13 protein-coding genes and 1 pseudogene are annotated in these 14,880 nt (G+C 74.3%); 10 read left to right on the top strand and 4 right to left on the bottom strand.

The annotated features are described in order from the left end of the window. Positions 1–140 precede the first annotated feature (140 nt). Positions 141–950, top strand: a complete 810-nt coding sequence (locus tag RM590_RS03035) for a helix-turn-helix domain-containing protein (RefSeq protein ID WP_311702743.1) — start codon at positions 141–143, stop codon at positions 948–950. Then, a complete protein-coding gene (locus RM590_RS03030; protein ID WP_311702742.1) occupies positions 947–1,186 on the top strand; it encodes a DUF397 domain-containing protein in 240 nt (79 codons plus the stop codon). Before RM590_RS03035 ends, RM590_RS03030 begins: the two co-directional genes overlap by 4 nt. Here RM590_RS03030 and RM590_RS03025 read toward each other — a convergent pair. Then, complete coding sequence (locus RM590_RS03025; RefSeq protein ID WP_311702741.1) at positions 1,183–1,725, bottom strand: GNAT family N-acetyltransferase; 543 nt, start codon at positions 1,723–1,725, stop codon at positions 1,183–1,185. The two genes, RM590_RS03030 and RM590_RS03025, sit on opposite strands and share 4 nt — an antisense overlap. Positions 1,726–1,808: 83 nt before the next feature. On the opposite strand from RM590_RS03025, the gene RM590_RS03020 reads away from it, so the two are divergent. Further along, the gene (locus tag RM590_RS03020) at positions 1,809–2,771 is read left to right on the top strand and encodes a zinc-binding dehydrogenase (protein ID WP_311702740.1); all 963 of its coding nucleotides are present in this window, start codon (positions 1,809–1,811) and stop codon (positions 2,769–2,771) included. Positions 2,772–2,789: 18 nt separating this feature from the next. Here the strand turns inward: RM590_RS03020 and RM590_RS03015 are convergent, their stop codons facing one another. The 3 genes from RM590_RS03015 to RM590_RS03005 form a co-directional block, all read right to left on the bottom strand. Then, a complete protein-coding gene (locus RM590_RS03015) occupies positions 2,790–3,656 on the bottom strand; it encodes a PadR family transcriptional regulator (protein ID WP_311702739.1) in 867 nt (288 codons plus the stop codon). A 1-nt stretch (position 3,657) separates the two neighbouring features. Continuing rightward, a complete protein-coding gene (locus tag RM590_RS03010) occupies positions 3,658–4,518 on the bottom strand; it encodes a DUF4097 family beta strand repeat-containing protein (protein WP_311702738.1) in 861 nt (286 codons plus the stop codon). Between the two features lie 110 nt (positions 4,519–4,628). Then, positions 4,629–4,808, bottom strand: coding sequence for a DUF6104 family protein (locus RM590_RS03005; RefSeq protein WP_311702737.1), 180 nt, complete (start codon positions 4,806–4,808; stop codon positions 4,629–4,631). A 102-nt stretch (positions 4,809–4,910) separates the two neighbouring features. Here RM590_RS03005 and RM590_RS03000 point away from each other — a divergent pair. From RM590_RS03000 to RM590_RS02970, 7 genes and pseudogenes are all read left to right on the top strand, one after another. Further along, a pseudogene (locus RM590_RS03000) lies at positions 4,911–5,258 on the top strand (CU044_2847 family protein); the annotation flags it as partial. Between the two features lie 50 nt (positions 5,259–5,308). Continuing rightward, the gene (locus RM590_RS02995; protein ID WP_311702736.1) at positions 5,309–7,387 is read left to right on the top strand and encodes a VMAP-C domain-containing protein; all 2,079 of its coding nucleotides are present in this window, start codon (positions 5,309–5,311) and stop codon (positions 7,385–7,387) included. A gap of 123 nt (positions 7,388–7,510) precedes the next feature. Next, the gene (locus RM590_RS02990; protein ID WP_311702735.1) at positions 7,511–8,569 is read left to right on the top strand and encodes an AAA family ATPase; all 1,059 of its coding nucleotides are present in this window, start codon (positions 7,511–7,513) and stop codon (positions 8,567–8,569) included. A 6-nt stretch (positions 8,570–8,575) separates the two neighbouring features. Beyond that, entirely contained in the window at positions 8,576–11,875 is a 3,300-nt protein-coding gene (locus RM590_RS02985) for an SAV_2336 N-terminal domain-related protein (RefSeq protein WP_311702734.1), read from the top strand. Between the two features lie 123 nt (positions 11,876–11,998). After that, complete coding sequence (gene fxsA, locus RM590_RS02980) at positions 11,999–12,166, top strand: FxSxx-COOH cyclophane-containing RiPP peptide (protein WP_311702733.1); 168 nt, start codon at positions 11,999–12,001, stop codon at positions 12,164–12,166. A 211-nt stretch (positions 12,167–12,377) separates the two neighbouring features. Then, a complete protein-coding gene (locus RM590_RS02975) occupies positions 12,378–13,505 on the top strand; it encodes an FxsB family cyclophane-forming radical SAM/SPASM peptide maturase (protein WP_311702732.1) in 1,128 nt (375 codons plus the stop codon). Further along, complete coding sequence (locus RM590_RS02970; protein WP_311702731.1) at positions 13,502–14,857, top strand: aKG-HExxH-type peptide beta-hydroxylase; 1,356 nt, start codon at positions 13,502–13,504, stop codon at positions 14,855–14,857. Before RM590_RS02975 ends, RM590_RS02970 begins: the two co-directional genes overlap by 4 nt. Positions 14,858–14,880: the final 23 nt, after the last annotated feature.

Raw genomic sequence — 14,880 nt, 5'->3', positions numbered from 1 at the left:
AGCCGAGAACAGCTCCGTAACCCGTCGGGATGGATTCCGGCTTTTCGCCTGCCGGGCAACGGCGTCGCCGCTAGCGTGACCCGTGATCAAGCCGTCACAGCCGGTCATGCGTGGCTGGCCTGAAGGGTGGGTGGAAGCAGATGAGCGAACAGGAAATCTCCGCGCTGCGGCTGTCGTTCGGCAGGCAGGCGCGGATGCTGCGGGAGAAGCAGCAGTTGAACCGGGACGACGTGGGGGAGTCCTGCCACTGCTCGGGGTCGATGATCGGCGCCGTGGAGCGGGGGGAGCGGATTCCGGACACCGCGCTGATCCACAATCTGGACAAGGCTCTGGACGCCAAGGGGCTGTTGTCGTCCGTCGCGGAGTACATGGCGACCGAGAAGTACCGCGCGTTCTTCCGGGACTACGCGGGGCTGGAGCGCACGTGTCACGCGCTCAACGCCTATGCGCCCCTGCTGATTCCGGGGCTGTTGCAGACCGAGGCGTATGCCCGGGCCACCTTCCGGGCGGGGGCACCGGCGATGAGCGAGGAGGAGATCGAGAGGGAGATCGCGGCTCGGATCGAGCGGCAGGAGCTGCTCAAGCGGGACAACAAGCCGTATCTCGGTTTCATCATCGAGGAGTCCGTTCTGCAACGGCCCCTGGGTGGCAAGGAGGTCCTCAAGGAGCAGTTGCTGCATCTGCTGGAGTGCGCCCGGCTGCACTTCGTCACGCTCCAGGTGATGCCGACCAGCAGGGAGGAGCACGCCGGGCTGAACGGCTACATGACGCTGGTGACCAGCAGGGAGCACCGGCAGTTCGTTTACCTGGAATATCCGGGCGGAAGTGAGCTCGTTTCCGACAAAAAGCGAGTGGCGCACTATCAGGAGCGGTATGGGATCCTGCGGGCGCAGGCCCTCTCCCCCTCGGAGTCGGCACGATTCATCGAGAAGCTGGCAGGAGAACTGTGAACAGTGAACTGAGCTGGTTCAAGAGCAGCTACAGCAGCGACCAGGGCGGCGACTGCGTGGAGGTGGCCGTCGACTGGCACAAGTCCAGCTACAGCAGTGGCCAGGGCGGCGAGTGCGTCGAGGTCGCCACCTGCGAACGCGCCGTGCACGTCCGCGACTCCAAGGACACCGCCTGGCCGTCCTTCGAGGTGTCCGCCTCCGCCTGGTCCGCGTTCCTCGGCTACGCGGCCCGTTAGCTCTTGGTCCGCGCCCACGCCTCCAGCGGGGCCTCCGCCCCGTCGCGCGGCGTGAGTTGACCCGCCTTGCTCCAGCCCCACGTCTGAAACGCCGTCCGGGCGGGGGCGTTGCCCGGCTGGAGCAGGGCGAGGAACAGTGCCGCGCCGCTGCGGCCCAGTAGCTCCTTGTGCAGCCGCGTCGCCACGCCTTGACGCCGCCGCCGGGGCGCCACCAGCAGTTGCGCCACGACGAACACCTGGCGCGCGCCGGTCAGTTCGTCGATCTCGTTGGGAACCCCGGTGAACGTCTCCCACCAACTGCCGTCCCGGTCCGCCCGGAAGCCATACGCGAACCCGGCCGGTGCCGGATCGCTCGCGACCATCATGTCGAAGTCCTGCTGCCGCAGATCCTCGTCGACGAACCGGCGGACGAACGCCTCGCGCTCCAGCGCGCGCGTGCCCGGCGCGTCCCGGTGGCCCTCCACATACGTATCCCCGATGGCCTCCCGCTCCGTCTCGGCCTGCCACCTGCTCAACCGCCGCAAGAACACTGTGCCCATGTCAACCTCCCCAAGAATGTCCATCGTGGCACCCCGGGGCCCGCTTCTGGAATGAGGCGGTCACCGGCGACTAGCGTGAGGGCATGTTCGCTGCATATGCCGCACGTTTCGACCGGGAACACCCGCTCAATGCCCTGGAGCTGGGCGACCGCCCCGAGCCCGTCGCGCCGCCCGGCTGGACGGTGGTGGACGTCCGCGCGGCCTCGCTGAACCACCACGATCTGTGGTCCCTGCGCGGCATCGGCCTGGGCGAGGAGGCGCTGCCGATGATCCTCGGCTGCGACGCGGCCGGAACCGATCCCGACGGCAACGAGGTCGTCGTTCACTCCGTCATCGGCGCCACCGGCCACGGCGTGCCGCCGGGGGAGCGGCGGAGCCTGCTGACCGAGAAGTACCAGGGCACGTTCGCGGCCAAGGTGGCCGTGCCGAGCTGGAACGTCCTGCCCAAGCCGAAGGAACTGTCCTTCGAGGAGGCGGCCTGCCTCCCCACCGCTTATCTGACCGCCTATCGCATGCTCTTTTCCAACGCGGGCGTGCGGCCCGGCGACACCGTGCTCGTGCAGGGCGCGGGCGGCGGCGTGGCCACGGCCGCGATCGTGCTGGGCGCGGCGGCCGGGCTGCGGGTCCTCGTCACCAGCCGCGACGAGGCCAAGCGCAAGCGAGCGTTGGAGCTGGGCGCCGAGGGCGCGTTCGAGTCGGGCGCGCGCCTGCCGCGCCGGGTGGACGCCGTGATCGAGACGGTGGGGGCGGCCACCTGGTCGCACTCGGTCAAGTCCCTGCGGCCCGGCGGCACGCTGGTGATCTCGGGCGCCACCTCCGGCCAGGCGCCGCCCTCGGCCGAGCTGAACCGGATCTTTTTCCTGGAGCTGAAGGTCATCGGCTCGACGATGGGCAGCAAGGAGGAGCTGGCCTCGCTGCTCAGCTTCTGCGCGGCCACCGGCGTGCGCCCGCTGATCGACACCGTGCTCCCCCTGGAGCGGGCCCAGGAGGGCTTCACCAAGATGGCGCACGGTGACGTCTTCGGGAAGATCGTCTTCAACCCGTAGACCCGTCGTTGAATCCGCTCAGCCGTGCGGGGAGCGCAGCAGCGCGACCAAGTGGGCGGCGGCCGTGGACAGGTGACGGCGGGCCTCGCCGAGCGCCTCCTGGCTCACCCCGTGGTCGCGCGCGGCGTCCCGCACGTCGTCGCGGAACTTGTCGAGCAGCCGCTCCAACTCCCGCTCGGGGTCGGCCACCGGCTCGGCCGGCTCCCGGCCCCAGACGGGCCAGGGCGTGGACGGGTGCTCGATGAACCGGCTCCAGCCGCCGATCTCCGAGCTCAGCCCCTCCAGTCCCTCGCGGACGGCGCCCGTCCAGTCCCCGGCGCTGGCGTGGGACTGCACCCGGTCGTGGATGCGGCGGGCCGCCTCCTCGAAGTGGTGCCGGGCGGCGTCGCTGGCCTCCTGCGCCTTTCGCGCCTCCTGGCGGGCGCGGCGGCTCTCCTCCTTGGCCCGGCGGGCCTGCGCGGCCCAGGCCGCGCGGCCACCGGCCGTGGTGGTCGTCGTCCGCGCGGCGGCGGTGGCCTCCCGCACCTCCTGGCGCAGATCCCGGGCCGAGCCGCTGACGTCCTCCCGTATGTCGGCGGCCAGCGCGGCCAGCGAGTCGCGGATCTCGCGCTCCAACTGCGTCAGCTCGTCCTCACGGGCCGTCAACTCCCGCTGCCCGTCGGGCGTGAGCGAGTACACCTTGCGCCCGCCCTCCTCGGTGTGGCTGACCAGCCCCTCGGCGGCCAGCTTCGCCAGCCGGGGGTAGACGGTCCCGGCGGAGGGCGCGTACAGCCCGTGGAAGCGCTCCTCCAGCAACCTGATCACTTCGTAGCCGTGGCGGGGGGACTCGCCGAGGAGCTTCAGCAGGTAGAGGCGGAGGCGGCCGTGACCGAAAACGGGGGGCATGTCACACGTCCTTACGCAGGGAGGAGGCGGCGGCCGTGTCGTACTCGGCGGGTGGGCGCCGCAACAGCGCGATCGAGCCGGAGACCGTCGTGCACTGGACGCGGCCCTCCCCCGAACCGAGCGTCCCCGACAGCTCCTTGGCCCCCCACATGCCGCCGACCCGCAGCTCGGTGAAGGCCGAGGAGATGGCGCCGGACGCCGTGCTCGCCGCGATGGTGGCGTCCACCGGATCCGGCAGCCGGACGGCGACCTCGCCCGAGACGGTGTTGAGCCGGAGGCCGGCCGGGCGCTCGCCCGGGGCCAGGTCCACCACCATGTCGCCGCTGACCGACTCCCCCCGGAGCAGCGGTCCCCGGCTGTCGATGACGGTCAGGGTCCCCGAGACGGAGTTGAACCGGAGCTCACCGGTGAGCGCCTGGGCGTCGATGTCCCCCGACACGGTGTCCGCGTGCACCGCGCCGGTCAGCCCGACGAGCGTCGAGCCGCCGCTGACGCCCCGGACGTCGACCGGGCCCGCGATCCCGCTGATGACCGCCGAGGCGCCGACCACGCCGACATGCAGCCGGGCGGCGGCCGGGACCGAGACGGAGACCACGGCCGTGCGCCGCCAGCCCTTGCGGTCCAGCCACTTGAGGAAGCCCTTCCAGGGCAGGTCGTCATAGGCGACCGTGAGCCGGGAACCCTCCCGCCGCACTATCAGGGGCGGGCCGGAGACCTCCGTGATCTCCACCCGCGAGACCGGGTGATCGGTCCCCACGACGTTGACCGCGCCGTGGACGATGCGGACGTCCAGCTCGTCGATGGGAGCGTCGAAGGTGAGGGTCCGCGCCTGGGCGACCGACCACTCCGCAGTCTCCGTCATGGGTCCTCCCCGCTGTCCGGCACACGAAGATATATCGCGTCTCTGCCAGACACGATATATCGCGTAACGGGGAAGTCAAGCCGACCCGTTCCGGAGCCTTGGTCCTCGTCCTACTCCTCGTCCTCGTCGTCGAGCCGCGCCAGCCACGTGGCCAGCCGTTCCACCGGCACCTCGAAGTCGGGATTCAGATCGACGAAGTGCCGGAGCTGCTCGGCCAGCCACTCGAAGGAGACCTCCTCCTCGCCGCGCCGCTGCGCCAGTTCCTCGATACCGCGGTCGGTGAAGTACACGACGTGCTCCCGGAACGCCAGATGGGGAAAGAAAAGCCCAGGATAGGCAGGTGTCAGCACGTGCGGTTAACCTGCATGCACACACGAGCGACGGGGGGCCGTATGAGCAGCGAAATCACTCGGGTCAGCCTGCCCGACGGGACCCCTGTCTGGGCCCGCGTCTCGGGGGCCGATCAGCTCCCCGCGCCGGAGCCGACCGCCGGCTACGGCTACGCCGACACCGGCCTCGCCGACCGGGCCGCCACCAGCATGGCGAGCCTGCACAGCCTGATCACGGGCGTCGCCGCGTCCGTCGCCGACGGGCTGCGCGCCGCCAAGCCCGACGAGGTCAGCGTCTCCTTCGGCATCGAACTGACCGCCCGCGCCGGCCGGATCGTGGGCCTCCTCGCCGACGGCGAGGCCAAGGGCGCCATCACCGTGACCCTGACCTGGCAGGGCGGACCACCGGAGGAGCTGGGGCAGGCTGAATGACATGGGTGGACAGCGGGGGCGCACAGCCGATGGACGCGGACCCCTTCGAGACCCTGGCGCCGCTCGTCGCCGCCGCGACCGTACGCATCCATGCCGCGCCCACCGGGTATGACGGGGGCGAGCCGGTAACCCGGCCCTGGGGCAGTGGTTTCTTCGTGGCTCCGAACTGGGTGCTCACCTGCGCCCACGTGGCACTTCGCGGGGGCGGCGGCGAAGGAGGAGGGCGCGAAGTGGGGCTGAGCGTCAGAGGCGTTGAGCGGCTGCTCACCGGCCGGGTCGAGTGGGCCCAGCCCGAGCACAACGCGGCCGGTGGGCTGTGGCCCGCGCCCGACCTGGCGCTGATCCGCCTGCTGGAGCCGGTCCCGCACCCCTGTGTGTGGCTTACCGAGCGGACCGCACGCGTGTTCACGCAGGGGGAGGTCGCGTTCTTCGGGTGCGTGGAGACCGACGAGGGGATCGAGGACGTCAGCGGGCGCTGCTCCATCCGGGGCGAGCGGGGCAGCGAGGGGCAGATGAAGCTCGGCGGCGAGGACGAGGTCCCCGAGGGCGTCTCCGGCGGGCCCGTCGTCGACCTCGAACGCGGCGAGGTGATCGGCGTGCTCAAGGCCCGCCGCTCGGCCGGCCGCGACGGCGGACTGGCCACGTCCGTCGTGCAGTTGCGCCGGCTGCCGCTGCCCGCCGACCCCGTGCTGGACGACCACGACGACCTGTACCAGCGGGTCCTGCGCGGCCACGACCGTTACCACGCCGACCGGCACCAGGACGTCGCCGACCCCGGCGGCACCTGGACCGACGCGCAGAGCGAGCTGCGCGCGACCACCGGACGCGCCCTCACGCCCGGCCAGCGGGTGGAACTGCTCGGCCTGCTCAGCCAGTTGCCGCCGCCGGTGTCCACCCGGCGGCTGGAGGAGAGCATCACCGCGCTGCTCGGCCGGCCCGCGTTCCCCAGCACGCTGCCCGCGCCGCGCGGCTGGCGCGACGGGCTCGGCCTGCTGTACGAATCCCGGCACGGCGCGGGCGAGCTGGAGACGCTGCTGCGGTACGCCATGTACGCGGCCACCGCGGACCGCCCCTACCCGGCCGCGCCGGACGCCGAGGCGCGGTTGCTGGACTGGGTCCACCGGACCGCCGCCAGCGCCGAGACGCCCCGCTGGTACCGCACCAACCTGCACCTGGAGCAGGACGCCAGGCTCCGCGAGCGGGACGCCCGCAGGTTCGCCGCCGAGCCCGCCGAACCCGACGAATGGCTTTACGAGACGGACCTGACGGAGGGCCTGGTCGGCGCCGAGAGCGAGCCCTTCGTCCTGCTGGAGATCACCCCGCACGGCTGGGAGCGCGGCCGTTACGACTGGCGGGTGTGCGTGGCCGGCCCGAGCGGGGAGCTGACCTCCATCGCCGAGGACTTCCGCGCGCGGGGCCCCGACGAGCCGCCGGAGCGGCTGCGCGCGGCGCTGGCCGAGGCGTTCCGCCGGGGCGACGAGCCGGACGCGCCCGTGCCGTTGCACGTCGCGGTGCCGTACTCGCTGCTCGGCTTCCCGGTGGAGGAGTGGCGCCCCGTGCCGGGCGGCCCCCGACTGGGTGAACAACGGCCGGTCGTGGTCCGCTGCACGGACCCCGTGCCAGAGGCGGAGGACAGCGAGGAGCTGCGCACACTGCGGCTGGCGCGCTGGACGAAGGTCCACGTGAGCCGGGTGATCCCGGACATACTCGACTGCGTGGACAACCACCCCCGTCCACTGCCCGGGCCCGGCGTGCTGATCAGCCGGGACCCGGCATCCGTCCCGGTGCTGTGCCACACGCCCACCACCGGCGGCGAACCGGCCGCGCTGCATCGCGTGATGGCGAGCGGGTACAACGTCATCTTGTGGCGACGGGAGATCACCGACCGCGAGCCGGACTGCGGCGACTTCCACCGCGGGGTGGACCGCACGGTGACGGGCGCCGGTCACGCGGGCCGGCTGCCCGGCGCGCTGTGGCGGCTGCGCGCGGCGCAGGCGGCTCAGGGCGGCGAGACCCCCGCCGCGTCCTGGGCCCGGGGCCTGGCCCTGCTGTACGCCGACCCGGGCCGGCCGCTGCCGGGCATGGACGAGCCTCTGGAGACGCCATGAGCGACGCACACGCGGCGGACGTACGTGGTGGGCGAAAGCCTTCTGTGCCACCCGCGCGGACCGATACGGTCGGTTCGCGGATGGCGGCCTTCCGGACGGTGACCGAGCGACGAGGAGCATGCTGTGCCAGAGTCTGACGCGACCCCGGACCCCCAGGAAGGCGCCGCCGCCGGGGAGTGGCTGATCTATCGCGGTGCCGGCGAGCCGCACGACGGGATCCGCGCGCTGCCCAAGCCGCCGCCCTGGCGCGACTTCGACGGCCAGCCCCTGGTCGCCCCCGGCCCCGAGACCGACAGCGCCTCGACCCGCCGGCTGGGCGCGTTCCGGCACCTGGCCGAGATGCACCGGCCCAGCGCCGAGGAGCTGGAGATCATAAACGCGGCGCTGTATCTGCGCCGCCCCCTGCTGGTCACCGGCAGCCCCGGCACCGGCAAGAGCACCCTGGCCCACGCCGTGGCCTATGAGCTGGGCCTGGGCCGCGTGCTGCACTGGCCCATCGTCAGCCGCACCGCCCTGAGCGACGGCCTCTACCACTACGACGCCATCGCCCGGCTCCAGGACACCCAGATCGCGGCCAGCAGCCGCGCGGCCGGGGCGCCGCCCGCCGCCGTGCCCGGCGGCATCGGCAGCTATCTGCGGCTCGGCCCGCTGGGCACCGCGCTGCTGCCCACGGCCAAGCCCCGGGTGCTCCTCATCGACGAGCTGGACAAGAGCGACATCGACCTGCCCAACGACCTGCTGAACGTGCTGGAGGAGGGCGAGTTCGACATCCCCGAACTGGGGCGGATCGCCGAGCGCGAGCCGGAGGTGGAGGTGCTGACCGACGACGGCGCCAAGGTCACCGTCCGGGACGGCCGGATCCGCTGCCACGCGTTCCCGTTCGTCGTCCTCACCAGCAACGGCGAGCGCGACTTCCCCGCGCCGCTGCTGCGCCGCTGCATCCATCTGGAGCTGGGCAAGCCCGATCACGAGCGGCTGGCCACCGTGGTGCGCGCGCACCTCGGCGACGAGCTGACCCGGGTCGGCGAGGACCTGATCGCCCGCTTCCTGGACCGGTCCCGCACCGAGCAGCTGGCCACCGACCAGCTGCTGAACGCCATTTACCTCACCCACCACGCCGAGCCCCCGACCCGCGACAGGCTGGCCGACATGCTCATTCAACGGCTCGACCGGCCGAGGTAGGCCGACATGTCCGCCGAACGGCAGCGCGACGACCTCGCCGCCCTCATCCGCGCCCTGCGCGGCGCCGGGCTCGACCCGGACTGGGCGGGGCTGGCCGACGCCCTGTGGCTCGCGCAGTTCTCCCGGCCGGCCCACGCGCCCGAGGAGGCCGAGGGCGGCCGGTCCGGTCCGCGCGAGCCGGGCCCCGGCGCCGGTCCCGGCCGCGATCCGGCCCGGGCCGAGGCGGACTCCCGGCCGCCCGGGGACCGGCCGGTGGCCGACCCGGGCGAGGAGCCCCGGCGCCCGGCGGGCACGCGCGCGCCCCGGGCGCAGGACGACACCGTCCGGCTCTACGCGGATCCGGCCGGTTCCGGACGGGCCGCGTCCGGCCTGCCCGACGACGCGATGCGGGTCGGGGTCCCGGAGGCCAGGGCCCTGCCCAGCCTGCTCGAACTGGAGCGCGCGCTCCGGCCCTTACAGCGTTACCGACCGCCCGCCCGGCCCCCGCGCCGCCCCACCGCCCGGGCCCTGGACGAACGCGCCACCGTGGAGCGCACAGCCCGGGCCGGGGGCGTGCTCAGCCCCGCCTTCCTCCAGGACGACTCCGGGCAGACCGAGCTCCAGTTGCTGATGGACTCCTCGTCGGCGATGCGGGTGTGGCAGCGGATGTTCGGCGAGCTGTCCGAGGTGTTCGCCCGGCTCGGCGCGTTCCGCGACATCCAGGTGCACTATCTGCACCGGTCGCCGGACGGCAGCCCGGCCGTCAGCCGCCGGTTCGACCCGGCGGAGGCCCCGTTGCGCCCGGCCAGCCAGTTGGCCGACCCGACCGGGCGGCGGCTGACCGTCGTCGTCAGCGACTGCGCCGGGCCGCTGTGGCGCGAGGGCGCCGCGCACCGGCTGCTGCACCGGCTGTCCCGGTACGCGCCGGTGGCGGTCGTTCAGCCGCTGCCGCAGCGGCTGTGGGCGCGCACCCGGCTGCCCGTGCGGCACGGGCTGCTCCAGCGGGAGGAGGGGCCGGCGGGCTCGGCGCGGCTGCGGTTCGTCGCCGAGGACCTGGGCTATCCGGCGCCGCAGCCGCGGGCCGGCACCGTCGCGGTGCCCGTACTGCCGCCCACCGCCGCCTCGTTGGGCGCCTGGGCGCGGCTGCTGTCCGGGCCGGGGGCCGGTGCCGTGCCGGCCGCCGTGGGCTGGGTGCGGGCGGACCAGCCGCCGGCGCCCGCGCGCCGGCCGGGCGGGGTGCCGCGCACGTCGGCGGGGCTGGTGGCCCGGTTCCGGTCGACCGCCTCGCCGGGCGCGGGGCAGCTCGCGGTCTATCTGTCGGCGGCGCCGCTGTTCCTGCCGGTGATGCAGCTCGTGCAGCGCACGATGGTGCCCGACTCCGGCCCGGCCGAGCTGTCGGAGGTGCTGCTCAGCGGGCTGCTGCGGCGGATGAGCGGCTCGCCGGACGACGGGCGCTGGTACGAGTTCGCCGACGGCGTGCACGACGAGCTGCTGCGGGAGCTCGGGCAGGACGAGGCGCTGCTGGTGCTCAAGCACTGCTCGGGCTATGTCGAGCAGCGGTTCGGCAAGGCCGGGCCCAACTTCCCGGCCCTGGCGCTGGCCCAGCTCTCCGGCGACGCCGACCCGGCGGCCCTCACGCCGCCCGCCGGGGAGGAGCCGGCGGAGGGCCGGCTGCCGCGGCCGTTCGCCGAGGTCGCCGCGAAGGTGCTGCGCCACTTCCTGCCGGGCACCCCGCTGCTGACCCCCGGCGCGGCCGGACCGGCCGCGGCCGAGCCGTCGTTGGCGGTCGGCCAGGCCCGCGCGCTGGCCGAGCGGTTCGACGCGGACGGCAAGGTGCAGCACCAGCTCGACGCGGTGCGGCTGCTGCGGCAGGCCGCCGAGAGCCAGCGGACCGCGGGCCTGCCGTCCGACCCCGAGCTGTGGAGCGAGCTGGCCGAGCAACTGCTGCGGCTGTGGCGCGTGCAGCGCGATGGCGAGCTGCTGAACGACGCGCAGGACGCCGCGCGGATCGCCGCCGCGCACCCGGGCTCGCTGTCGGCGCGGGCCGCGCTGGCGCGGGTGCTGCACGCGGTGGCGGGGGAGAAGCGGGCGGCCGGGGACACCCGGACGGCGCTGGAGCTGTGGCGGCGCGCGGACGGGGAGTTCGCGGCGGTGTGCGCCACGCCGGGCCTGGACCCCCGGCTGGCGGTGGACCTGACGCTGGAGCACATCCAAGTGCTGGAGCAGGAGTGGCGGCTGAGCGGGGACACCCGGCTGCTCCAGCGCAGCATCGGCATGGTGGAGGCGGTCGCGGACGCCTGGCCGGAGAGCGACCCGCAGCCCAGCGGGCTGCCGCTGGCGCACGGCCGGGCCCTGCTGCGGCTGGCCGCCGCCGCGCCCGGCGCCGAGCCGGCCCGGGTGTACGCCGGGCAGGCCGCCGAGTCGCTGCGGCTGGGCTGCTGGGCGCTGGAGGCCGAGTCGGCGCCGGTTCCGGGCCGGGTGCGGGCGCTGCTGGACCTGGTGGACGCGCTGCTGCTGACCGAGCGCGAGTGGCTCCGGGCCGGTGAGGTGATCGCCCAGGCACGGCGGTTGACCGAGCGTCCGGCGCTGCTGGCGGCCTGTCTGATCCGGGCCGGGCGGCTGGCCGTGCGCCGGTACGACGCGAACGGGGAGCCGGCCGATCTGGAGGAGGCGGCCCGCCGGTTCGAGGAGGCGAGCCGGTCGGTGTCCCGGGACAAGACGGAGTACAGCGATCTGATCGAGGAGTGGGGCGCGGCCCTGCTGCGCCGGGCCCAGCGGCCGGACGGCGGCGCGTTCATCTCCAAGGCCGTGCGGGTGCTGCGGGACTGCCGGATGGAGACCCCGGCCGGGGACCCCCGGCTGCCGCCCCGGCTGCTGATGCTCGGGCAGGCGCTGATCGCCCGTTACCAGGACGCGGAGGACCTGGTCGATCTGCGCGAGGCCGAGCACCTGTTCACGCTGACCGCGCACGATGCCGAGGAGCCGCTGGTCCAGGCCCGGGCGTGGTTCGAGCTGGGCGAGACGCACCGCCGCGCCTACCGGCACACCCGCCGGACCGAGCGGCTGGACCAGGCGGGCGACGCCTATCGCCGGACGGCGATGGTGGCCCGGGGGGTGGAGCCCACCGGGGAGTCGGACGAGCTGGTGCGGCTGGCGGCCACCGCGCTGCACCAGCGGGGCGTGGTGATGGAGACCGCGCGCCGGCCGCTGGCGGCGGGTCAGGCGTACCGCTCCGCCCTCCAGTTGTGGCACCGGCTGCCCGAGGACGAGAAGTCGGGGCTCCCGGATACGACCGCGCGTCTGGACGCGCTACGGCGCGACATCTGACGCCTCGCGCGCCCCTCCCGGCGCGCCGGCGAGTGTTTCCCCCCGGGCCGGGGCGGGAATCTCCTCTCGGCCCTGTTTCGCCCCGATGACATCCCCACGTCGCCCAGTCCCGCGGGAGGAACCATGAGCGACACGCGCGAGCCGCTGCCGGATCTGCTCGGACTGAGCCTGGCCGAGCTGCGCGACCTGGACCATCCCGTGCTCAGCGAGGTGCTGGCCGAGCTGCGCGAACGAGTGGTCGGGCAGCGCGAAGGGCTGTGGGGCTTCACGCAGTTCGACGACGAAATCTGAGCCCTCGGGATCTCTGGGATCTCCGGGCCCGCTGTGGGATCGCTTTCGGCCCGTTGTCGCCTTTTAACGGACAGAAGTTGATGGAATTCGTTTATCTTGTGGCGATCTTGGAAGAAAAACCGGCGGGGGCAGCACGAGGACCAGAACAGGGGGGCACGCGCGGGACGTGCACGCAAGCGGATCGACGGCCGGAGCACCCACACTCGGGACCGTGCCGTTCCAGCAGTTCGTGGTGAAGGTGAACAGCCGCTGCAACCTGGCCTGCCGCTACTGCTACATGTACTTCGCCGCCGACACCGGCTGGCGCCGCCAGCCCGTCACCGCGGACGCGGTGACGCTGCGGCAGATCGCGCACCGCATCGGCGAGCACGTCACCGCCCACGGCCTGCGCGCCCTCTCGCTCGTGCTGCACGGCGGCGAGCCCCTGCTGACCGACCCGGCCGTGCTCGGCGCGTTCGCGGCGGACGTCCGCGACCGCGCGGGCGACGGCTGCTCCGTGCGCGCCGCCGTGCAGACCAACGGCGTGCTGCTCACCGAGGACAAGCTCGCCGTGCTGGCCGAGCACGGCATCACCGTCGGCCTCAGCCTGGACGGCGGCCTCGCCGCCCACAACCACCAGCGCGTCGACCACGCCGGACGCCCCGCCTGGCCCGCCATCCGGCGCGCCGCCCGGCTGCTCGCCGAGGACCGGCACCGCGGCTCGTTCAACGGCGTGCTGAGCGTCATCGACCTGGCCACCGACCCGGCCGAGGCGTACGCCTCCCTGCTCGCCCTCGACCCGCCCGCCATCGACTTCCTGCTCCCGCACGGCAATTGGAGCCGCCCGCCGCCCGGCCTGCCCGCCCCCGCCGCCGCGCCCACCCCGTACGGCGACTGGCTGTGCGCCGTCTTCGACCAGTGGTGGGGAGCCGACCGCCGCCGGGTCCGCGTCCGCCTCTTCCAGGAGTGCCTGGCCCTGCTGCTGGGTCTGCCCGCCGCCACCGAGGCCCTGGGCCTCCAGCCGTTCACCGCCGTCGTGATCGAGACCGACGGCGGCATCGAACAGGTCGACTCCCTCAAGTCCGCCTACGAGGGCGCCGCCGCCACCGGCCTCAACGTCTTCGACCACAGCTTCGACCAGGCCCTGGACCACCCCGGCGTCGCCGCCCGCCAGGCCGGGACCGCCGCGCTCGCCGACGCCTGCCTGAGCTGCCCCCTCCTCAAGGTCTGCGGCGGCGGCCACTACGCGCACCGCTACCGGGCCGGCCACGGCTTCCGCAACCCGTCGGTCTACTGCGCCGACCTGAGCCGCCTCATCCGGCACATCGCCGACGCGCTGCACCGGGCGGCCACGCCATGACCGCCACGCTCACCGCCGACCAGGTCCGCGACCTCGGCCAGACCGAGGGCGACGCGGACACCATCGCCCGCCTCGCCGCCGGGCAGCACACCCGCCGCCTGCTGCTGTGGCGCGTCCTGCTGGACGCCGTCGACGCGACGGGCGCCGCGGGCGCCGGCCGCGACCCGGCCGCCGCGCTGGCCCGCGACCACGCCGGGCTGCTGGAGACCATCGAACGCGCCGCCCCCGCCGCCGCCCGCCAAGTGCTCTTCTACTCCCTCACCGGCCCCTGGGCCGAGCGCTGCGTCCAGTGGCTGGAGACCGGCACCCACCCCGGCGCCGCGCCCGGCGCCGCCCGCGACCTCGCCCACCTCGGCTCGCTCGCCGCCGCCGCCGCGGTCCGCTCCGGACTCGGCTTCGCCACCCGCGTCCCCGTGCACGGCGGCCGGATCACCCTGCCCACCCTGGGCGCCCTCGCCTGCCCGGCGCCCGACGGCACCCCGGCCGAACTCACCGGCGAACACGGCCGGTTGACCCTGCGCGCCCCCGGCCGCCCACCCGCCGAGCTGCACCCCGACGACACCGGCTCCTGGCGCTCGCCCGACCCCGGCTGGACCCCGCTGCACACCCTCGACGGCGGGCCCCGGCCCGTGCTGCTCGACGACCTCGACCCCGGCCCGTTCGGCGGCGGCGCCCGCGACGCCCTGCGCCCCGAGGAACGCGCCCGCTGGGCCGGGCTCTGGCGCGACGCGCTGCCGCTGCTCGGCCTCGGCGGCGCCGCCCGCGCCGCCGAACTCGCCCTGCTGGACTGCATCGTGCCCACCTACGGCCCGGCCGCCGGGAAGCCGGGCGGCGCGCACACCAGCGGCACCACCTCCACCGCGTTCGGCGCCGTCATGGCCAGCCCGCCGCCCGGCCCCGCGCACCTCGCGGCCGGGCTCGCCCACGAGCTCCAGCACGCCAAGCTCACCGCCCTCAGCGAGCTGACCCCGCTGCACACCGTCGGCCCCGAGCCCCGGCACTGGGCCCCCTGGCGCCCCGAGCCCCGGCCGTTCCACGCCCTGCTGCACGGCACATACGCCCATCTGGCCCTGGCCGGTTTCTGGCAGCACCTCGCCGTCGCCCTCGACGACGCGACGGAACGCGACCACGCCTGGGCCGCCCACGCCCGCTGCTGGACCCAGGTCGGCGCGGTGCTGCCCATGCTGCGCGGCACCCGCCGACTCACCGACGCCGGACGGGTGTTCGTGGATGCCATGGCCGACCGGCACGAACGCCTGCGGGAACCCGCCCCGCCCGAGGGGCATGTGGTCCGCGCCACGGCGTATGTGGAGACGGCGCGCACCCTGTGGCTGCGTCAGCACCCGCGCTGAGCGGTTACGTGTCGTAGGTGAGG

This window comes from Streptomyces litchfieldiae (assembly GCF_031845365.1).
Taxonomy (GTDB): Bacteria; Actinomycetota; Actinomycetes; order Streptomycetales; family Streptomycetaceae; genus Streptomyces; species Streptomyces litchfieldiae.
This window is presented reverse-complemented; position numbering and strand designations above follow the sequence as displayed.

Excerpts from the sequence above, each read along its gene's own strand:
- RM590_RS03035 (WP_311702743.1), top strand. The coding sequence starts at position 141 with ATGAGCGAACAGGAAATCTCCGCGCTGCGGCTGTCGTTCGGCAGGCAG.
- RM590_RS03025 (WP_311702741.1), bottom strand. The coding sequence starts at position 1,725 with ATGGGCACAGTGTTCTTGCGGCGGTTGAGCAGGTGGCAGGCCGAGACG.
- RM590_RS03020 (WP_311702740.1), top strand. The coding sequence starts at position 1,809 with ATGTTCGCTGCATATGCCGCACGTTTCGACCGGGAACACCCGCTCAAT.
- RM590_RS03015 (WP_311702739.1), bottom strand. The coding sequence starts at position 3,656 with ATGCCCCCCGTTTTCGGTCACGGCCGCCTCCGCCTCTACCTGCTGAAG.
- RM590_RS03010 (WP_311702738.1), bottom strand. The coding sequence starts at position 4,518 with ATGACGGAGACTGCGGAGTGGTCGGTCGCCCAGGCGCGGACCCTCACC.
- RM590_RS02995 (WP_311702736.1), top strand. The coding sequence starts at position 5,309 with ATGGACGCGGACCCCTTCGAGACCCTGGCGCCGCTCGTCGCCGCCGCG.
- RM590_RS02985 (WP_311702734.1), top strand. The coding sequence starts at position 8,576 with ATGTCCGCCGAACGGCAGCGCGACGACCTCGCCGCCCTCATCCGCGCC.
- fxsA (WP_311702733.1), top strand. The coding sequence starts at position 11,999 with ATGAGCGACACGCGCGAGCCGCTGCCGGATCTGCTCGGACTGAGCCTG.
- RM590_RS02970 (WP_311702731.1), top strand. The coding sequence starts at position 13,502 with ATGACCGCCACGCTCACCGCCGACCAGGTCCGCGACCTCGGCCAGACC.